This window comes from Phenylobacterium sp. (genome assembly GCF_041920015.1).
GTDB lineage: Bacteria > Pseudomonadota > Alphaproteobacteria > Caulobacterales > Caulobacteraceae > Phenylobacterium.
This window is the reverse complement of sequence record NZ_JAYRST010000005.1, coordinates 36,720-55,670: the sequence shown is the minus strand read 5'-3', so window position 1 is coordinate 55,670 and position 18,951 is coordinate 36,720. Positions and strand designations below refer to the sequence as shown.

General features: G+C 70.4%; 21 protein-coding genes. 8 read left to right on the top strand and 13 right to left on the bottom strand.

The window, feature by feature from the left end; genetic code table 11:
- Positions 1-75: 75 nt before the first annotated feature.
- From ACE3TL_RS02310 to ACE3TL_RS02300, 3 genes are read left to right on the top strand one after another with little or no spacing between them, the layout of a single operon-like run.
- Positions 76-1,572, top strand: a complete 1,497-nt coding sequence (locus ACE3TL_RS02310; RefSeq protein WP_374577036.1) for a PAS domain S-box protein — start codon at positions 76-78, stop codon at positions 1,570-1,572.
- A complete protein-coding gene (fixJ, locus tag ACE3TL_RS02305; protein WP_374577034.1) occupies positions 1,565-2,173 on the top strand; it encodes a response regulator FixJ in 609 nt (202 codons plus the stop codon). Before ACE3TL_RS02310 ends, fixJ begins: the two co-directional genes overlap by 8 nt.
- Positions 2,174-2,218: 45 nt before the next feature.
- The gene (locus ACE3TL_RS02300; RefSeq protein ID WP_374577033.1) at positions 2,219-3,052 is read left to right on the top strand and encodes a ChbG/HpnK family deacetylase; all 834 of its coding nucleotides are present in this window, start codon (positions 2,219-2,221) and stop codon (positions 3,050-3,052) included.
- Positions 3,053-3,059: 7 nt separating this feature from the next.
- Here the strand turns inward: ACE3TL_RS02300 and ACE3TL_RS02295 are convergent, their stop codons facing one another.
- Together ACE3TL_RS02295 and ACE3TL_RS02290 are read right to left on the bottom strand one after the other, a co-directional pair.
- A complete protein-coding gene (locus tag ACE3TL_RS02295) occupies positions 3,060-5,042 on the bottom strand; it encodes an OPT family oligopeptide transporter (RefSeq protein ID WP_374577032.1) in 1,983 nt (660 codons plus the stop codon).
- 78 nt (positions 5,043-5,120) lie between these two features.
- Positions 5,121-6,512 carry an SLC13 family permease gene (locus ACE3TL_RS02290; RefSeq protein ID WP_374577031.1) on the bottom strand — a complete coding sequence of 464 codons (1,392 nt, stop codon included), beginning with the start codon at positions 6,510-6,512 and terminating at the stop codon, positions 5,121-5,123.
- A gap of 88 nt (positions 6,513-6,600) precedes the next feature.
- On the opposite strand from ACE3TL_RS02290, the gene ACE3TL_RS02285 reads away from it, so the two are divergent.
- Positions 6,601-7,434, top strand: a complete 834-nt coding sequence (locus ACE3TL_RS02285; protein WP_374577030.1) for a hypothetical protein — start codon at positions 6,601-6,603, stop codon at positions 7,432-7,434.
- Positions 7,435-7,440: 6 nt separating this feature from the next.
- Here the strand turns inward: ACE3TL_RS02285 and pip are convergent, their stop codons facing one another.
- Complete coding sequence (gene pip, locus ACE3TL_RS02280; RefSeq protein WP_374577029.1) at positions 7,441-8,541, bottom strand: prolyl aminopeptidase; 1,101 nt, start codon at positions 8,539-8,541, stop codon at positions 7,441-7,443.
- Positions 8,542-8,699: 158 nt separating this feature from the next.
- Here pip and ACE3TL_RS02275 point away from each other — a divergent pair, with 158 nt between their 5' ends.
- Entirely contained in the window at positions 8,700-9,389 is a 690-nt protein-coding gene (locus tag ACE3TL_RS02275) for a glutathione S-transferase family protein (protein ID WP_374577028.1), read from the top strand.
- 80 nt (positions 9,390-9,469) lie between these two features.
- Here the strand turns inward: ACE3TL_RS02275 and ACE3TL_RS02270 are convergent, their stop codons facing one another.
- The gene (locus tag ACE3TL_RS02270; RefSeq protein ID WP_374577027.1) at positions 9,470-9,712 is read right to left on the bottom strand and encodes a hypothetical protein; all 243 of its coding nucleotides are present in this window, start codon (positions 9,710-9,712) and stop codon (positions 9,470-9,472) included.
- 181 nt (positions 9,713-9,893) lie between these two features.
- On the opposite strand from ACE3TL_RS02270, the gene ACE3TL_RS02265 reads away from it, so the two are divergent.
- Entirely contained in the window at positions 9,894-11,297 is a 1,404-nt protein-coding gene (locus ACE3TL_RS02265) for an aldehyde dehydrogenase family protein (protein ID WP_374577026.1), read from the top strand.
- 52 nt (positions 11,298-11,349) lie between these two features.
- Here the strand turns inward: ACE3TL_RS02265 and ACE3TL_RS02260 are convergent, their stop codons facing one another.
- The 4 genes from ACE3TL_RS02260 to ACE3TL_RS02245 are packed head-to-tail and all read right to left on the bottom strand — an operon-like array spanning position 11,350 to position 14,705.
- A complete protein-coding gene (locus ACE3TL_RS02260; protein ID WP_374577025.1) occupies positions 11,350-12,330 on the bottom strand; it encodes an SDR family oxidoreductase in 981 nt (326 codons plus the stop codon).
- Between the two features lie 49 nt (positions 12,331-12,379).
- Positions 12,380-12,880, bottom strand: a complete 501-nt coding sequence (locus tag ACE3TL_RS02255) for a DUF6306 domain-containing protein (RefSeq protein WP_374577024.1) — start codon at positions 12,878-12,880, stop codon at positions 12,380-12,382.
- Positions 12,877-14,076, bottom strand: a complete 1,200-nt coding sequence (gene metB / locus ACE3TL_RS02250; RefSeq protein WP_374577023.1) for a cystathionine gamma-synthase — start codon at positions 14,074-14,076, stop codon at positions 12,877-12,879. Before metB ends, ACE3TL_RS02255 begins: the two co-directional genes overlap by 4 nt.
- Entirely contained in the window at positions 14,076-14,705 is a 630-nt protein-coding gene (locus tag ACE3TL_RS02245) for a peroxiredoxin (protein ID WP_374577022.1), read from the bottom strand. Before ACE3TL_RS02245 ends, metB begins: the two co-directional genes overlap by 1 nt.
- Positions 14,706-15,083: 378 nt before the next feature.
- Here ACE3TL_RS02245 and ACE3TL_RS02240 point away from each other — a divergent pair, with 378 nt between their 5' ends.
- A complete protein-coding gene (locus ACE3TL_RS02240) occupies positions 15,084-15,929 on the top strand; it encodes a LysR family transcriptional regulator (RefSeq protein WP_374577021.1) in 846 nt (281 codons plus the stop codon).
- A gap of 32 nt (positions 15,930-15,961) precedes the next feature.
- On the opposite strand, the gene ACE3TL_RS02235 is transcribed toward ACE3TL_RS02240, so the two are convergent.
- From ACE3TL_RS02235 to ACE3TL_RS02225, 3 genes are read right to left on the bottom strand one after another with little or no spacing between them, the layout of a single operon-like run.
- Positions 15,962-16,555: a 5-formyltetrahydrofolate cyclo-ligase gene (locus ACE3TL_RS02235; RefSeq protein WP_374577020.1), complete on the bottom strand. Its 594-nt coding sequence runs from the start codon at positions 16,553-16,555 to the stop codon at positions 15,962-15,964.
- A gap of 11 nt (positions 16,556-16,566) precedes the next feature.
- Complete coding sequence (locus ACE3TL_RS02230) at positions 16,567-16,830, bottom strand: hypothetical protein (protein WP_374577019.1); 264 nt, start codon at positions 16,828-16,830, stop codon at positions 16,567-16,569.
- A gap of 10 nt (positions 16,831-16,840) precedes the next feature.
- Positions 16,841-17,653, bottom strand: coding sequence for a universal stress protein (locus ACE3TL_RS02225; protein WP_374577018.1), 813 nt, complete (start codon positions 17,651-17,653; stop codon positions 16,841-16,843).
- Between the two features lie 153 nt (positions 17,654-17,806).
- Between ACE3TL_RS02225 and ACE3TL_RS02220 the strand changes: the two genes are divergently transcribed.
- Positions 17,807-18,154 carry a DUF488 domain-containing protein gene (locus ACE3TL_RS02220; protein WP_374577017.1) on the top strand — a complete coding sequence of 116 codons (348 nt, stop codon included), beginning with the start codon at positions 17,807-17,809 and terminating at the stop codon, positions 18,152-18,154.
- 6 nt (positions 18,155-18,160) lie between these two features.
- Here ACE3TL_RS02220 and ACE3TL_RS02215 read toward each other — a convergent pair whose 3' ends face one another.
- Both ACE3TL_RS02215 and ACE3TL_RS02210 read right to left on the bottom strand, forming a co-directional pair.
- Positions 18,161-18,442, bottom strand: coding sequence for a DUF1971 domain-containing protein (locus tag ACE3TL_RS02215; protein ID WP_374577016.1), 282 nt, complete (start codon positions 18,440-18,442; stop codon positions 18,161-18,163).
- 4 nt (positions 18,443-18,446) lie between these two features.
- Positions 18,447-18,905, bottom strand: coding sequence for a group III truncated hemoglobin (locus ACE3TL_RS02210; protein ID WP_374577015.1), 459 nt, complete (start codon positions 18,903-18,905; stop codon positions 18,447-18,449).
- Positions 18,906-18,951: the final 46 nt, after the last annotated feature.

Here is an 18,951-nt window from a genome sequence, read left to right as displayed (position 1 = left end):
TCCTCGTCGCTGGACGACATCCGTGTGTTGTTCGTAAGGGGTATTCCTTAGCTTCGGAGGTGGGGCCGATCAGGTATGGGACGGTTGAGCAACTACGCCTGGAGCCGGAAGATCAGCCTGCAACAGCTTTGGACAGGGGTGCTGCTGGCCGTCCTCGGCATCCTGGCCGGCGCGGCGGCGCATCTGGTGCTCAAGCCGGTGGTCGGCGAGCAGGTCGCTTTCCTGGTGTTCGTTCCGGCCGTGGTCGCCGCCTCGGCCTATGCGGGCCTGATCCCGGGGAGCCTGGCCGCCCTGCTGGGCCTGGCCGCCGGCCTGCTCCTGGCCCTCAACGACCATGCCTTCGGCAACGCCGACGCGGCCAGCGCCCTGGTCTTCGCGGGCGTGGCCTGCGCGGTGATCATCGGTGGGGAATCCTTCCAGCGCTCGCGCCGCGAGGCCATCGCCGTCAACCGCGACCTGGCCGCGCGCGAGGCGCACCTGAGTTCGATCCTCGACACCGTTCCCGACGCCATGATCGTCATCGACGAGCAGGGGATCATGCAGTCGTTCTCGACCACGGCCGAGCGGCTGTTCGGCTGGACCGGCGACGAGGTGATCGGCCAGAACGTCAAGATCCTGATGCCCTCGCCCCATCGCGAGGCGCATGACGGCTATCTGGAGCGCTACTACCGCACCCACGAGCGGCGGATCATCGGCATCGGCCGCGTCGTCGTCGGCCAGCGCAAGGATGGCTCGACCTTCCCCATGGAGCTGGCGGTGGGCGAGATGTGCACCGAGGGCGGCCGCTTCTTCACCGGCTTCGTCCGCGACATCACCGAGCGCCAGGAGACCGAGGCGCGGCTGCAGGAGCTGCAGTCCGAACTGGTCCACATCTCGCGCCTTACCGCCCTGGGCGAAATGGCCTCGACCCTGGCGCACGAGCTGAACCAGCCGCTCTCGGCCATCGCCAACTATCTGCGCGGCTCCATGCGCCTGCTGACCAGCGAGCCGGTCCCGCGCGAGCGCCTGGCCGACGCCCTCGACAAGGCGGCCGAGCAGACGCTGCGGGCCGGCGAGATCATCCGCCGCCTACGCGACTTCGTCTCGCGCGGCGAGACCGAACGGCGGGTCGAAAGCCTGCCCAAGCTGATCGAGGAGGCCGGCGCCCTGGCCCTGGTCGGCGCCAAGGAGCATGGGGTGCGCGTCGAGTTCGATCTCGACCCGGCGGTCAATTTCGTCCTCGCCGATCGCGTGCAAATTCAGCAGGTGATCCTCAACCTGATCCGCAACGCCATGGATTCCATGGCCTCGGTTTCCCGCCGCGAACTCCACTTGGCCATACGGCCTGATGGCGAGGGCATGGCTCGGGTCACCATCTCCGACACCGGTCCCGGAATCAGCCCGGAGATCGCCGAACACCTCTTCCAGCCTTTCATCACCACCAAGCGTCATGGCATGGGGGTGGGCCTGTCCATCTCGCGCACGATCGTGGAGGCGCACGGCGGGCGGATCTGGGTGGAGGAGACGCCTGGCGGCGGGGCGACCTTCAACTTCACCCTGCACAGCGTTGAAGACGAGGAACTCGATGGCTGACGAGCTGGTGCATGTGATCGACGACGATCCGGCCGTGCGGGATTCGCTCGCCTTCCTGCTGGAGACCGCGAACCTGCGGCCGTGCGTTTACGAATCCGCGCTCGCCTTCCTCGACGCCCTGCCGCAGGTGACGGAAGGCTGCGTGGTCACCGACGTCCGCATGCCCGAAATGACCGGCATCGAGCTGGTCAAGCGGCTGAAGGCCGAGGGCTTCGCCTTGCCGATCATCATGATCACCGGTCATGCCGACGTGCCGCTGGCGGTGGAGGCGATGAAGGCTGGGGTCGCCGACTTCATCGAAAAGCCCTTCGACGACGAGGCCCTGCTGTCGGCGATCCACAGCGCTCTCCAGGCCGGCGAGAAGGACCGCCAGGGCGCGGCCGAGGCCGCCGAGATCGCCGCGCGCATCGCCACCCTGTCGGGCCGCGAACACGAGGTGCTGCAAGGTCTGGTCGCCGGGCGGGCGAACAAGGTCATCGCCTATGACCTCGGCATCAGCCCGCGCACCATCGAGATCTATCGCGCCAACGTCATGACCAAGATGAAGGCCGCCAGCCTGTCGGAGCTGGTCCGTATGGCCATGCGCGCCGAGCGGGTCTGAAGCTTCGGCGCGCCGGCGCCGCGACGATTCGATGGAGGAAGCGCCATGAGCCTTGTCGAACGCCTGGGCTATGGGCCTGGCCAGCGCCTGCTGATCGTCAACTGCGACGATGTCGGCTCCAGCCACGCGGCCAATCTCGCCTGCCTGGAGGCCATGACCGGGGGCCTCGCCACCAGCGGCACTCTGATGGTCCCCTGCGCCTGGGCGCGCGAGGCGGTCGACATGTTCGCCGGCCTCGACCTTGGCGTCCATCTCACCCTGACGGCGGAATATCCCGGCTATCGCTGGCGCTCGCTGACTGGCGCGGCCTCGCTGCACGACGCCGACGGCTTCCTGCCGGCCGCCGCCGCCGAGGTCTTCGCCCGCGCCAGCGTCTCGGACGTGCGCGCCGAGTGCCGCGCCCAGATCGAGCAGGCCCTGGCCTGGGGCGTCGATGTCACCCACCTCGACTCGCACATGGGCGCCAACCAGATCGATCCGCGTTTCTTCGAGGTCTATGTCGAGTTGGCGGCGGAATTCGCCTTGCCGCTGCGCATGGTCGGCCCCGCCGCCGACGCGCGGCTGGGCTTTTCCGGCCGCGCGCAGGCCGCGGCGGCGGGGATCGTCTTCAACGACGAGTTCGTCTCCCGCTGGGGCCATCCGACCGCCGAGCTGATGCGCTCGGTCCTGCCCAAGCTCGGACCCGGCGTCGCGGAAGTGAACCTGCATCCGGTCCACGACGGTCCGGAGCTGCGCGGCTACGACAAGCGCGAGCCGCAGATCCGCATCGACGACCATGCCGTCGCCATGGACCGGGCGATGGCCGACTTCATCCTGGGCCAGGGCTTTGCGCCCATCAGCTTCCGTCCCTTGCGCGACCTGCAGAGGGCTGGCGGATAAGCGGCGCTCAGCCGGGCGGCAGCTTGCGGGCGGTCGCTTCGCTCCAGGCGTAGAGCGCGAAGATCGTCAGGGCGACGAACGCCGCCCCCAGCCACATGGTCTGCTCGGGGAAGGCCGCAGGCGCCACGGCGATGGGCGAGGGGTTGTTGGTCGCCACGATCAGCCCGGCCAGGGCCACGTTGAACAGGCTTTCCCCGACGATGAAGCCCGAAGCCAGCAGCACGCCCAGCCGCTGCGCCGCTGGTCCGTGCGGCCCCTTGGCCACGCGCCGGTCGTAGGCCCAGCCGATCACCGCGCCGGCCACCACCGGTAGCGTCACCGCCGCCGGCAGGTAGATGGCGATGCCGACGCCCAGCGGCGGCAGGCTGTAGCGCTTGGTCCGGCGCAGCAGTTCGTCGACGATCACCAGCACCACGCCCAGCGCGATCCCCACCCCGATGAAGCGCCAGGGCAGGTCGCCCTGGATCACCCCCTTGGCCAGGGTCGAGATCAGCACCGCCTGCGGCGCGGCCAGCGGCTGGTCGGAGATGGTGTTGAGGTTGGCCGCTCCGGCGAAACCGAACGCCTTGTTCAGCACGTCGAGGATCGGCGGGATCACGCAGGCCCCGGCCACCACCCCGACGAGCAGCGCCGCCTGCTGCTTCCAGGGCGTGGCGTCGACCAGTTGGCCGGTCTTCAGGTCCTGCAGGTTGTCGTTGGCGATGGTCGCGACGTTCAGCAGCACGGCGGTGACGAAGAGGGCGTAGGCGACCAGGGCGGCGTGTCCCTGCGGCCCCACCGTGTTCGCCGCCAGCGCCACCAGCAGCAGCGAAGCGCCCAGCACCGACAGGATGGCCAGGCCCGACACCGGGCTGTTGGACGATCCGATCAGCCCGGCCATGTAGCCGCACACCGCCGCCACCAGGAAGCCGGCCAGCACCACGTACAGCACCCCGCCGGCGATCAGCGGGAAGATCACCTGTTCCAGCGGTCCGGCCGCCAGGAAGTCGTTGAGCAGCACCGCCAGCGGAACGAGGCTGGCCAGGATCACCGCCCCGACGATCCAGATCGGGATGTCGCGTTCGGTGCGCGGCAGGTCCTCGCCCTGGCCATGCGCGCGCAGGCTCGAGGCGCGGACCGCGCCTATCAGCCCCGTCCAGACCGGCGCGGCCAGCTTGGCCAGGGTCCAGATCGCGGCGGCCCCGATCGCGCCGGCCCCGATGAACCGCACGTTCGGCGCCCAGGCGGCCTGGGCGACCTCGGCGGCGGGGCCGGCGGCCGGGTGCAGGTGGGTCATGATCGGCACCGCCACGCCCCAGGCGATGATCGTCCCGACCAGCATGGCCATGCCGACCGCGATCCCCATCAGGTGCCCGGCCCCGATCAGCGCCAGTTGCAGCCCGCCGGCCAGGCCCGTGGCCGTGGTCGGGGTGGGGCGGAACCACACCGCCAGTTCGCCGGCCAGGGCGCGGACCCCGATCGCCGCGGCGACCAGGGCCGAGCCCGCCGCCCCGACGATCACCGCCATCAGCCCGGCCTTGGCCTCGGCTCCGCCCGCCTGGTCGCGCGAGCCGGTCCCGACCTTCAACACCTCGGCCGCCGCGCGGCCTTCGGGATAGGGCAGGTCGGAATTGGTCACCAGCGCCCGGCGCAGCGGGATCGTGTACATCACCCCCAGCACCCCGCCGATCACGCAGATCGAGAACGAGGTCCAGAACGGAAAGCCGGTCCACCAGCCGACCATCACCAGGCCCGGCAGCACGAAGATGATCGAGGACAGCGTTCCCGCCGCCGAGGCGACGGTCTGGACGATATTGTTCTCCCAGATGGTCGAGGTCTTCAGCCCGCGCAGCACAACCATCGAGATCACCGCCGCCGGGATGGAGGAGGCGAAGGTCAGGCCCACCCGCAGGCCCAGATAGACATTGGCCGCCGTGAAGACGACGGTGATCAGGCAGCCCAGCGCCAGCCCGCGCAGCGTCAGTTCGATGCGCCTGTCGTCCCCGCGCATATGGCCCTTCTCCCCGCGACGTAATCGCCTAGTGGTGGCAGATCGCAGGCGCCCGCGCCAGGGGGCTGCGCAGGGGGTTCAGAACGGGAAGACGGCCGGGATCGCCACCATGGCCGCGGCCCAGGTGATGAGGTTCAGCGGCAGGCCGACGCGCACGAAGTCCATGTAGCTGTAGCGGGCCATGTTGAAGACCAGCACGTTGGTCTGATAGCCGAACGGCGTGGCGAAGGCGGCCGAGGCAGCCATCATCACCGCCACCAGGAAAGGGCGCGGATTGACCCCCAGGCTCTCGGCCACCGCCACGGCGATCGGCGTCATCAGCACCGCGACCGTGGCGTTGGAGAGCAGTTCGGTCGCAAACAGCGTCACGCCGTAGAGCACGATCAACGCCCCCAGCGGGCCCAGCGGCCGGATCACGTCGATCAGCCGCTCGGCCCCCGCCGCGGCCAGGCCCGTCACCTCCATCGCAGTCCCGACCACCACCATGCCGGCGATCAGCAGCAGGATCTCCGGCCGCAGTCCCGCATAGGCCTCGTCCGGCGTGATGACCCGCAGCAGCACCAGCGCCACGGCTCCGGCGAAGGCGGCCGCGGCGATCGGCGCCCAGCCGAGGCCGGCGGCCGCGATCACCGCCGCGAACACGCCCAGCGAGATCATCGCCGGCCGGAACTGGAACGGCCGGTCGGCGGCGCTGTAGAGCGTCACGTCCCCCAGCCGCGCATCGCCCGACCCGTCCGGCTGATTGCGGGCTTCGCCCAGGCGGGGCAGGCGGAAGGGCAGGCGCAGCCACCGCCGGACCCGTTCCTCCCGCGCCTTCTCCTCGGCCTGGCGCGCGGCCTCGGCCTCTTCCTCGGCGGCGGCCCGGCTCAGTTGCCGCGCGCCGACGAAATAGAGCCAGAGCCCGCCGACCGAGGCGATGACCAGGCCGACCGGGGTGATCTCGAACAGGCCGAACACCGGCTGGCCGGCGTTGCGCGCCATGTCGCTGACCAGCAGGTTGGTCGAGGTGCCGATCAGAGTCAGCAGCCCGCCCATCACCGTCACGTGGCTGAGCGGCATCAGGAACCGCTTGGGCGACAGGCCCAGCGACTGGGCGACATCGCGGATCACCGGCGCGGCCAGCACCACCACCGGAGTGTTGTTGAGGAAGCCGCCCACCGACCCGCACAGGCCGATCACCGCCCATATGCCCAGGGCGCCGACCTTGCTGGAGAACTCGGTGGCCTTGCGGATCATCAGGCCGAGTAGGCCCGACAGCTCGATGGCGTAGGCGATGACGAACAGGCCCGCCAGCGCGATGACCGCGGGGCTTGCGAAGGCGGCCTGCACCTCGACCGGGCGCACCACGCCCAGCACCAGCAGCACCGCCGCGCCGAGGAGAGCCACCACATCGGCTCTCATCTTGCCGTGGATCATCAATCCCACGACGCCGACGAGCACGACCAGGGCCGCGATCTGATCAAAGGTCATCGGTCTTGCAGACTGCGCCATGGGGCGCAGGTCAATTCACAACCTCGTCGGCGCCACGATGCGGAAAGCTCGTGCTAGGGTAGGCGGCATGACCGGATCGCTATCGCCAATCGGCCCGCTCGCCATCGTCCTGGCGGCGGCCGGCCTGACGCTCGCCGGATGCCAGCGGGAGGAGCCCGCGCCGGCGCCCAAGCCGGTGGAAGCCGCTCCGCCGCCGGCGGTCGTCCCGCCCGCGCCGCCCTTGCCGCCGCCCGCCCTCAGCCGCGCCGACATCCTCGCGGCCATCGAGGTCGCAGCCTCCGACTACGCCGCCGGCCGTCCGGCCCAGGGCCACTTGATCGCCGGGCGCAGGTTCCTGGTCCGTCAGCCGTTCGGATGCTTGGACTCCGATGGCGACGACCCCGCCGACGGCCTGGCCAACTGGTCCTGGGGCAAGACGCGCAAGACCATCGTCCTCAGCCTCAGGCCCGCCGACTGGAAGGACTCGGCGCTCGCCGAGGCCGGCGACTGGGAGGCGGTGGAAGGCTTCTGGATCTCGCGGCCCTGGCTGAAGGACGAAACCTGCCCGGCCGGGCAGTGGACGCAGGGGAGCGATGGCGAGGCGCCGGCCCCGGTCTCCACGCCGCAGGTCGCCGGCGTCGCCGCCGTCTTCGAGCATGGCGGTTCGCGCCTGGGCCGCCGCAGCGGCCGGGCCTACGCCTTCACCGTGCGCGGCGAGGGCGACCAGCCGCCGCCCGCGCCCGTCGCCGGCTATCGCCTGGTGCTGGAAGGCCGCCTGGGGTCTTTCGACGACGGCCGCGCCATCCACTGCCGCGCGAGCGGTCCCGACCAGCGGCCGGTCTGCATCGCCGCCGTCCTTCTCGACCGTGTCGCCTTCGAGGACGCCGGCGGCGCCGTGCTCAGCGAGTGGCGCGGGGGATAGACCCCTTCAGAGCCTCGGCAGGCCGTCCATGATCGCCGTCAGGGCCAGCGCCGTGTCGCGCTCCATGGCGCTGTGCCCCGCGTTGGTGACGATGAAGCTGGCCGGCGGGGCGCCCAGGGCCGTCAGGGTGGCGGCCAGGCGCGAGGCCTGGGGCAAGGGACAGACCTGGTCGAACCGGCCGTGGACGATGTGGGTGTCGATCCCGACCAGCTTGTCCGCATTGGCGATGATGTAGTCGGCCGGCAGGAACAACTGGTTGGCGAAGAAGTGCGCTTCGATCTGCGCGAAGCAGAGCGCGAAATCGGCCTCGCCGAACTTCCCCGCCTCCGCCGGTTCGGGGATCATGTTGGAGATCGTGCCTTCCCAAACCGACCAGGCCAGGGCCGCCCCAAGCTGGCGCTCGCGCTCGGCCTCGCTCGCGGGCGTCATGTCGAAGATCGCCTTGTAGGCGCCCATCATGTCCCCGCGCTCGCCCGGCGGTATGACCTCGACGAAGGCCTTCCACTCGTCGGGATAGGTGACGTAGGAGCCGGGCTCGGTCAGCTCGAAGGGCGCGGCCTCATAGCGCGCAGCATTGCCCTGGTACATGTAGAGCAGGTCTTCCCGCGTCCCCAGGAAGACGCCTCGCAGGATCAGCGAGGCCACATGCTCGGGATGGCGGATGGCGTAGACCATGGCGAGCGTGCTGCCCCAGCTTCCGCCGAAGACGTGCATCTTGCCGTCGATCCCCAGCGCTTGGCGCAGCGCCACGATGTCGGCGACCAGATGGTCGGTGGTGTTGTTGGTCAGGGCGACCTTCGCCCCGGCCGAGGCCACGGTCGGCTCGCTCTTCCCGCAGCCGCGCTGGTCGAACAGGATCACGCGATAGCGCGCCGGATCGAAGAACCGCGCCATCACCGGGGCGCAGGCGCCGCCCGGGCCGCCGTGCAGGAACATCACCGGCTCGCCGTCCGGCGCGCCGTATTCCTCCCAATAGAGCTTGTGATCGGGCGCGTGGTCGACCTGCAGCAGCCCCGTCCGGTTCGGCTCGGCCTGGGGATAGGCCCATTCGTCGCCGATCTTGCTGCTCGCCTGGAGTTTCGAGAGGTCGAGTTTCGAGAGGTCCATCGCCTGCCTCCGCCGCCATATGATGCGTCCGGCTTGGACCCATCGGCGGGGCTGATCAAGGGCGGCGATGGAAGTTTCCGCTATGGGAAACCAAGGCTTGCGGGCGGTGGGCGCGGGGAAATAGCTTCCTCTCAAGGAACTATCGGCCGGAGCCTCCCGTGACCCTCGTCCTGCACGCCCATCCGCTGTCGTCCTACTGCTGGAAGGTGCTGATCGGCCTCTATGAACTCGGCGCGCCGTTCGAGGCCCGCACGGTCGATCTGGGCGACCCCGCGGCGCGTGCGGCCTTCGTGGCGATGTGGCCGACCGCCAAGATTCCGCTGCTGCAGGATGGCGACCGCGTCGTGCCCGAAACCTCCATCCAGCTCGAATATCTCGACCGGCGGTTCGGCGGCCGCCTGCTGCCGGCCGATCCCGACGCACGGCTGGAGGCCCGTCTGTGGGACCGGGTGTTCGACAACTATGTCATGACGCCGATGCAGCAGATCGTCGCCGATCGCCTCCGTCCCGAGGACGCCAAGGACCCGCTGGGCGTGGCGCAGGCGCGCGGTCAGCTCCAGACGGCCTACGGCATGATCGAGGCGCGGTTCACCGGCGACGCCCGCACCTGGGCGACAGGCGAGGATTTCGGCCTGGCCGACTGCGCCGCCGCTCCGTCGCTGTTCTACGCCCATCTGGTGGAGCCGTTCGGTGAAGATCGTCCCGCGCTCGCCGCCTATCTGGAGCGCTTGATCGCGCGGCCGTCCGTGGCGCGGGTCCTGGCCGAGGCGCGGCCGGTCTTCCAGTATTTCCCCTATCGTGAGCGGCTGCCGGCCCGATTCTGGGACCCGGAAGAGGCGCAGGCGTGAGTCTGCCCGGGCGCGGACCTACCGCCTGGCCCCCGGCGCGTTCGAGCGGCTGGAGCGCTGGGCCGCGGCGCGCAAGGCCGCTACCAGGTCTTGATCGGCCGCGTGGCCATCGGTGCCTTGTAGATATAGGGGGCGGGCTTGGCTGCGGGGTCGAAGCGCGGCGTGACGCGCAGACTGGAGCTGCGGGCCGCGGCGGGGGCGGCCTTGTAGTCGGCCCTGACCAGCAGGGCAGGTTCCTTGGCGCGCGTGACGGTCCCGCTCTGCGCGACGGCGGCTCCCGCGACGGCCAGGCCGACCGCGGCTCCCAAGGCGACGATCTGCACGCCCCTTCCTCCCATTTCAGTCCGGGCCTTCTGACGAGGCCTCGAAGATCAGGCTGCACCGGTTTCCACGGCCAGGCAAGACGTCGGCGCCCCCTCTCGCCGCGTCATGGTTGGCGCGGAGGCCCGGACATGTGACCTTGGGCCAAGGCCGTAGAGGCGCACGAAAATGGGAGAAGACGCGATGGGTCCGTTCAAGCTGCTGATCGATGGCGCGCTGGTCGACGGCGACAGCACGATGGAGGTGCTGAACCCGGCCACCGAGGCGGTCCTGGCGACCTGCCCGCGCGCCTCCAAGGCCCAGCTCGACCAGGCGGTCGCGGCCGCCAAGGCTGCGTTCCCCCCCTGGGCCGCCAAGCCGATCGAGGAGCGCCGCGCCGCCCTCCTGGCCATGGCCGACGCCATCCAGGCCGCCGCTCCCGACCTTGGCCGCATCCTGACCCAGGAGCAGGGAAAGCCGCTGCAGGACGCCATGGGCGAGGTGTTCGGCGCCGCCGCCTTCTTCCGCTACTTCGCCAGCCTGGACGTGCCGACCAAGGTCATCGACGACAGCCCGGACCGCAAGGTCGAGCTGCGCCGCCGCCCGCTGGGCGTCATCGGCGCCATCGTGCCCTGGAACTTCCCGCTGATCCTGATGGCCTTCAAGGTCCCGGCCGCCCTGCTGGCCGGCAACACCGTGGTGCTGAAGCCGGCCGGCACCACCCCGCTCTCGACCCTGAAGATCGCCGAGCTGGTCAAGGACCTGCTGCCGGCCGGCGTGCTCAACGTCATCGCCGACGCCAACGACCTGGGCGGCGAACTCACCAAGCATCCCGACGTGCGCAAAATCTCCTTCACCGGCTCGACCGAGACCGGCAAGCGGGTGATGGCCGGCGCGGCCGAAGCGCTCAAGCGCATCACCCTGGAGCTCGGCGGCAACGACGCCGGCATCGTGCTGGGCGACGTCGATCCGGCCGCGACCGCGCCCAAGATCTTCGGAGCGGCGTTCCAGAACTCAGGCCAGGTCTGCATCGCCATGAAGCGGGTCTACATCCACGAAAGCGTCTACGACGCCATGTGCGACGAACTGGCCAAGCTCGCCGAAGCCGCCGTGGTCGGCGACGGGCTGGAGCAGGGGACGCAGTTCGGCCCGCTGCAGAACAAGGCTCAGTACGAGAAGGTCCTCGGCTACATCGAAGACGGCCGCCGCGACGGCAGGATCATTGCCGGCGGCGGGGCTGTGGAAGGCAAGGGCTACTTCATCCGCCCGACCATCGTGCGCGATATCGCCGACGGCTCGCCCCTGGTCGACGAGGAGCAGTTCGGCCCGGTCCTGCCGCTCATCAAGTTCTCCGACCCGGAAGACGCCCTGAAGCGCGCCAACGCTTCGGAGGTCGGGCTCGGCGGCTCGATCTGGTCGTCGGACCTCGACAAGGCCTATGAACTGGCCACCCGCATGGACACCGGCACGGTCTGGATCAACAAGCACGCCGAACTGGCCCCCAACATCCCGTTCGCCGGCGCCAAGCTCTCGGGCGTCGGGACCGAGCTGGGCGAGGAAGGCCTGCTGGAATTCACCCAGTCCCACGTCATCAACATGGCCCGCTGAGCGGGCTCATAGGCACCGGGGCCGCGGTGAGCGGCCTCGGCGTCGCCGCGCCTCAGTAACCGCCGATGATCGGCAGGATCTCGCCGGTGATGTAGCTGGAGCAGTGGGGGGAGGCGAGGAAGACGTAGGCCGGTGCGATCTCCTCGGGCTGGGCTGGCCGCTTCATCTTGGTCCTGGCGCCGAACTGGCTGACCTCGGGCGCGGCGCGGTCGGCGGGGTTCAGCGGCGTCCAGACCGGCCCCGGCGCCACGGCGTTCACCCGGATGCCGCGCTCGATCAGATGGCCGGCCAGCGAGCGGGTGAAGGCGTGGATTCCTCCCTTGGTCATCGAATAGTCCAGCAGCTCCTTGCTGCCCTCGATGCCGGTCACCGAGCCGGTCATGATTATGGCCGATCCCGGCTTCATGTGCGGGGCGGCGGCCTTGGCCAGGTGGAAATAGCCGTAGAGATTGGTCTTCAGCGTCTGGTCGAACTGCTGCTCCGAGAGGTCCTCCAGCCGCCCCACATGCTCCTGGAAGGCGGCGTTGTTGACCAGCACGTCGAGTCGCCCGAACGCCTCCAGCGTCCGCTCGACCGCGGCGCGCGCCATGGCTGGATCGGCGACGTCGCCAGGGATCAGGATCGCCCGGCGGCCCTCCGTCTCGACCGCCGCCTTGGTCTCCTCGGCGTCCCCATCCTCGGCCAGATAGGCGATGGCCACGTCCGCCCCCTCGCGCGCGAACAGCACCGCGACCGCGCGTCCGATGCCGGAATCGGCCCCAGTGATCAGGGCGACCTTGTCCTTCAGCTTGTCCGAGCCCTTGTAGAAGGGCGCATCGTACATCGGCGCCGGGTCCAGCCGCGCCTCCAGTCCGGGCTTCTGCTGGTGCTGGGCCGGGAAGGGCGGTTCGGGATAGGCGCGCGCGCCCGCCTGCATCGCCCCCTCCTGCCTGGGCGCGAACGAGCGTTCCTCCGCCGCCTCGGCGCGTTGCTGGATGTCGCGTTGCTCGCGGGCGGCGGCCTTGCCGGCCTCGCCGGACGTCTGCTGGGTCATGGGGATCTCCTTTCGAGCGCCAATCCCCAAGCCGCCCGGAATGTTCCGGTCAGCGCCTGGCCGGCGCGCCGTGCTGCATGGCCCTTCGCCCCAGGTCGATATTGGCGACATGCGCTTCCAGCATGCCTTTCAACTCGGCGTGGAGCTGGTCGTCGCGGATCTTGGGCAGGGCCTCCTCCAGCCGCCGCGCCACCCACGACTGGCCCTTGTCGAGCAGGGCCAGCCGCGCCTCGAAGCCGTCGAGCGCCATGACCTTGCCGTAGAACGCCCCGACCTTGGTCGACGGCTTGACGCCCAGCCGCTTCAGCGCGCCCGACAGCACCCGGCACCAGTGCGCCTCGTCGTCGCGGATGGTCCGCGCGAAGGCCAGCAGCGACGGCTCCGGCGCGGTCTGCGACAGGCGCGCGCCCACCCTCACCCCGGCGCGTTCGGCCTGCAGCAGTTCCTGCAGCATCGCCACCACCTCGTCGCGGCCGAGATAGCCCATATAGACGTCGTCGGCCTCGGCGGCGTAGCAGACCGGCGAGGCGAGGCGGCCTGGCTCGCTCATGACGCCCTCGCCGCCTTCAGGGGCCGGGCCGCGCCCAGCGCCGCGTCGAGGTCGGCCAGCAGATCGTCGACCCGTTCCAGCCCCACCGACAGCCGCAGCAGCCCGTCGGTGATCCCCGCCGCCGCCTGCGCCGGCCGGCTCATCCCGGCGTGGGTCATGGTCTGCGGATGGGCGACCAGGCTTTCCACGCCCCCCAGCGACTCGGCCAGGGTGAAGACGCCCAGCGCGGCGGCGAAGGCGCGCACCGCCTCCAGCCCGCCGGACAGCTCGAAGCTGAGCATGGCCCCGAAGCCGCGCTGCTGGCGCACGGCCAGGGGATAGTTCGGATGGCTGGGCAGGCCCGGATAGTGGACCGCTGTCACCATCGGATGGGCGTCCAGGAACTCGGCGATCGCGGCCGCCGACTCCTGCTGGCGCTCGACCCGCGCGAACAGCGTGCGCACCCCGCGCAGGGTCATGTAGGCGTCGAAAGGCGAGCCGACCGAACCGACCGTGCCGGCCCAGTTGGTCAGGGTCTCGACATCGCCCGGATCGGCGGCGATCACTGCCCCGCCGACCACGTCGGAATGGCCGTTGATGAACTTGGTCGTCGAGTGAAGGGCGAAGTCCGCGCCCAGGCTCAGCGGCTGCTGCAGGGCCGGCGAAAGGAAGGTGTTGTCCACCGCCACCTGGGCGCCGGCGGCCTTGGCCCGCTCTGCGACGCCCGCGATGTCCACCACGCGCATCAGCGGGTTGCTCGGCGTCTCGATCAGCACCAGGCGCGGGCGGTCCTGCAAGGCGCGTTCGACCGCCGCCTCGTCGCCCTGGTCGACCAGGGCCAGCCTGAACTGCCGCCGCTCGGCGCGGGCGCCCAGCAGCCGCAAGGTTCCCCAATAGGCGTCGTGCGGCGCCACCACCAGGTCTTCGGGGCCCGCCAGCGACAGCACCAGATCGATGGCCGCCATGCCGCTGGAGGTCACCACCGCGCCGGCGCCGCCTTCCAGCTCGGCCAGGGTCCGCCCCAGGAGGTCGCGCGAGGGATTGCCCGCCCGGCTGTAGGCGTAGGGGCCCTCGCGCTCGATGGCCTCGAAGGCGTAGGTGGTGCTGAGATGCAGCGGCGGAGCCACGGCGCCGAACGCCGGGTCCTCGTTGACGCCGGTCAGGACGGCGACGGTTTCGGGCGCCAGGCCCGCGGGCCGCGGGGCGGGTTTGCGCATCACGGAACCTGCACCATCCGAAGGTACGGCTTGAGCGTTGTCCAGCCCTGCGGGAAGCGCGAGCGCGCCGCCTCGTCCGACAGGCTGGGGGGGATGATCGCCGCCTCGCCGGGCAGCCAGTCGGCGGGCGTGGCCACTTGCTCGGCGTCGGTGAGCTGCAGGCTGTCGATCGCCCGCAGGATCTCCTGGAAGTTGCGGCCGGTGCTGGGCGGATAGGTCAGGATCAGCCGGATGCGCTTGTCGGGGTCGATGACATAGACCGCCCGCACGGTCAGGTTCGGGTCGCTCTGCGGATGGATCATGCCGTAGAGGTTCGCCACCCGGCGGTCGGCGTCGGCCAGGATCGGATAGTTCACCGCCTGGCCTTGGGTCTCGGCGATGTCGCCGGCCCAGGCGGCGTGTGACTCGACCGGATCGACCGACAGCGCGATGGGGCGCACGCCCCGCCGGTCCCATTCCGGCTTCAGCCGCGCGACCTGGCCAAGCTCGGTCGTGCAGACCGGGGTGAAGTCCTTGGGATGGCTGAACAGCACGCCCCAGGACGCGCCGAGCCAGGCGTGGAAGCTGATCGGCCCTTCGGTGCTGTCCTGCTCGAAGTCGGGTGCGGTCTGGCCCAGTTGCAGCGTCATGGCCGATCTCCTGATCTGAAGGATGAATGTTCTGCAGGCGGACCGGGGAGGGCGGCGGCGCCGACATCCCCCGCGCCCGTCGCCGGAACCGCGGCGAACGCGAGAGACGCCTCCCCGCCCGTAGGGCGCATGCGGCCGGGCCGGTCCAGCTCGGTCTGGACACGTGTCCGCCGACGAAGTCGGCGTCTCAGGCGCAGGTCCTCGCCTGGATCCGGGTTTGTGATCTTCGTCCGCGTCACCGACCGTAGAGTCCTGCTCGCCCCTCCCAGCGGTCCGCCCGCATGGCCAAGGGAAAGCCGACGTCACTGTGCGACTGGCGCCAGGTGCAAGCAAACGAATGGTATTGTCTATTCAGATGAAAAATGTTGCGCTCAACCCATGGATATCGGGCTCGCCAAGACCTTCATCGAGATCGTCGCCACCGGCAGCTTCGTCGGGGCGGCCGAGCGGCTGCATCTCACCCAGACCGCGGTCAGCGCGCGGGTGCGCCTGCTCGAGGAGCAGGTCGGCCGCCGCCTGTTCGTCCGCAACCGCGCCGGGGCGCGCCTGACCCCGGCCGGCGAGCGCTTCGCACACTACGCCACCGCCCTGGTGCAGATATGGGAGCGGGCGCGCCAGCAGATCGCCCTGCCGCCGGGGCGCGAGAACCTGATCGGCCTGGGCGGCGAGTTCAGCCTCTGGAGCCCGCTGCTGGCCGACTGGATGCTGTGGATGCACGAACACCAGCCCCAGGTCGCGATCCGGGCCGAGGTCGGCGGCGCGGCCCAGTTGCTCGACCGCGTGCAGGAGGGCTCGCTGGACGTGGCCGTGCTCTACAGCCCGCCGCCGCGCCCCGAACTCGTCCTCGAACTGCTGGTCGAGGAGAAGTTGGTCCTCGTCACCACCGCCGAGGACGGCGCCGTCGGCCCCGACAACTACATCTTCGTCGACTGGGGTGAGCCCTTCCGCACCAGCCACGCGACCGCTTTTCCCGAGCTGTCCAGGCCGGCGGTCTCGATCTCCCTCGGCCCCCTGGCGCTCAGCCATCTGCTGGCGGTGGGCGGGGCCGGCTATTTCCGCCGCGCGGTGATCTGGCCCTATGTCGAAAGCGGCCAGGTGCGGCTGGTCGAACGCGCGCCCGAGTTCGCCTATTCGGTCTATCTCGTCTACTCGACCCGCAGCGCCGCCGACCTCATCGCCCCGGCTCGCGAGGGCCTGCGCGCCTGCCTCGCCCGCGCCGCCTGAGCTTCCCATGTCGCCGTCCGGTGACCACAGCCCTATTGCGGCCGGAACGCTCCGGCCTCGGTGACCACCAGGTCCAGCGGCCGCTCGCCGGCCAGCGGCGCGACGGTCTCCAGCCGCATCAGCTCCAGCCCGACCCCGACCGCATAGGCTTCCGGCGCGGCGGCGAGCAGCCGCCCACTGCGCGCCGGCTCTTCGCAGAGCCGGTAGTTCTCGCCGTCGAACCCGGCCAGCGCGACGAACACCACCTGCGGCTGGACCATCGGCCCATCGCGCGGGAAGGGAGCTGAAGTGCCCGCGGCGAGCGGATCGCCCGGCGTCCAGGCGCGGAAATGGAACGGGCGCCCGTCGGGGGCGTCCACCGGTAGGGCGGCCACGCCCCCCGCCGCCAGGATCGACCGCGCCAGGCCCAGCACGCTGACCTCGTGCGCGGCGGGCCAGTAGAGCGCCACGGTCCGGCCCAGCAGGTGTGGGATCGCGGCGGCCGCATGCTCGCGCGCCGCCTTGGCCCGCCGCCGGCGCTCGTCCAGCGGCAGGGCCGCGCCGATTTCCAGCAGCCGCGCTCTCTCGGCGCGCCGCCAGGAGAGAACGGCCGCCGCAGACAGCGGCCGGGCGGCGGGCAGGGCCATCGCGCCGCGGCCTAGTCGATCGCGAACGGGTTGCCGATCAGCGCATAGCCGTCCTCGGCCACCGCCTGGCAGGCGGCCTTGGGGTCGAAGTCGGCCCGCATCTCCTCGGCGCTGAGGTCGAAGCGCCTGACGAAGGTCCAGGCCTCGTCTCCCTCGTGATCGCCGGGCAGGTTGGCGCCGTCCGGATCGCCGCTCAGCCCGAACATCCGCCGCCCCTTGCGGCGGAAGAGAAAGAGGCTGAGGGCCTCCTGGCCGGTCAAATGTGTCTCGCTCATGCTCTTCGCCTCAGTGGGATAGAAACAGCGCCAGGTCCGACGCGTCCTCCAGCAGGGTCTGGGTGGTGCCGCCGAAGATGAAGCGTTGCAGGCGCGGATGGCCGAAAGCGCCGGCCACCAACATCGCTGCTCCCAGCCGCCGCGCCTCCGCCAGCAGCAGCGGCCCTGCCGGGCTGCGGCCGTGCAGGGTCGAGGCGTCGGCCGCCACGCCGCAGTCGGCGAGATAGTTCAACAACCGCCCGGCCTCGCATGGCTCGCGCGCGGCGTAGGGAACGGTCAGCACCGTCACCTGGCGCGAGCGCCGCAGCCAGGGGGTCGCTCGCCGCACCGCGCGGGCCGCCTCGCGCCCGCCGTCCCAGGCGATGACCGCCGGCGCATCCGGCGGCGGGGCGCGGTCGGCGATCAGCGCCGGGCGCTGCTCGTCGATCAGCACCTGCTGGAAGGCGTGGGAGAAGAAGCCGCGGCTGCGCGCGGCTCTCGGCGGCCACACCACCACGTCGGCCAGGCGCGAGGCGACCCGCAGCCCCAGCCAGTCGTCGCCGGTGACGTTGTCGAAGCTCTTGTAGCGGTAGTCGAGCCTCGCCAGCGCCGTGCGCGCATGGGCCTCTCCGACCCGCGTGGCCTGCTCCAGTTCGCCGATGGCCATCGCCGTCGTGCTGACGCCCGCCTCATTGACCCAGGGGATCAGTTCGCTGGCCGGGGTCGAGGTGTAGGCCGCGCTCACCGTCGCCGAAAACGGCTCGGCCAGCGCCTTGGCGACGGCCAGGGTTCGGGGGTCGGCGCCTCCGCCTGACAACGGGGCGAGAATGCAGGTCCAGTCCATTTCCCGGAGATCTCGACGACGCGGGGTTCCGAAATTCTGGCGGGATCAATGATCAAGGCAAACGAATGCTATTGCTCTTTAGGTGCAGTTATTTTCATGCATGAACCGCCCCTCCGCGTGCCACCTTGCGCTCACGAGGCGTGGAGGAACCTCATGCCTGTGAAGATCAAGCGCATCTACGAACCCGCGGCGCCCGAAGACGGCCAGCGCATCCTGGTCGACCGGCTCTGGCCGCGCGGTGTCGCCAAGGCCGAGGCCCATATCGACCTCTGGCTGAAGGAGGTGGCGCCCAGCGCCGATCTCCGCCGCTGGTTCGGCCACAAGCCCGAGCGCTGGGCCGAGTTCCAGAAGCGCTATCTCGCCGAACTGAAGGACAGTCCGGCTTTCGAGGACTTGCGGCGGTGGGTGCGCGGCAAGCCGACCACGCTGCTCTACGGTGCAAGGGACGAGACCCACAATCAGGCGAGGGTCCTGGCCGATCGTCTCAATGGCGACGACTGATCCCGGTCAGCGGTGGAACTCCACATAGAACCGCACCGGGCCGAGCGGCTCGACCTCGTGCAGGATGGTCGGCTCCACCACCCCGGGCGCGCCGGGCTCCAGCACCGTCTCGTGCGCCAGGCGGCGGGGATCGCGGATGCGATAGGCCAGCCGCCCTTCCAGCACGTGGATCAGGCCCCAGACCCCGTCCTTGGTGGAATGGCTGCGCCGCAGGGCCGCCGGAACCGTCTCCTCGGTGAAGGTGTCCGTGCGGCGGTAGGGGCTCGCGCCCGCCGGAAGCTGGGCCAAGGGATCAGGCCTCGCCCGCCACCGGCCGCCGCTGGGGCGTCATGGGCGGGAACTCGCCGCGGCTGGCGGCGATGCCCAGTTGCAGGCTCTGGGCGATCATCTCCGACTTGGCGATGAACAGCTCCGCCGCCGGCGGCGGGCAGACGGCGCGGGCGGTCTGGGCGAACAGGTGCAGCCAGCGGGCGAAATGCGTCGGCCGGATGTCGGGAATGCCCACATGCGCGGCCATGGGCGAGCCCTTGAAACGCCCCGTCATCAGCAGCACCGACGACCAGAAGTCGCACATCTTGTCCAGGTGCGTGTCCCAGTCGTCGATGATCCGGTTGAAGATCGGCCCCAGCGCCGGGTCGCGCCGCACCTGGCCATAGAAGGTGTGGACCTGCTCGTGGATCATCGCCTCGGTGACCCCGGCCTCGACGCCTGGCCCCACCCTGGGCGGCGTTCCACGCGGCGGCTTGGTCATGGCGAACTCCTCTTAATAAGCAGTATCTATAATATTGCTTATCGCG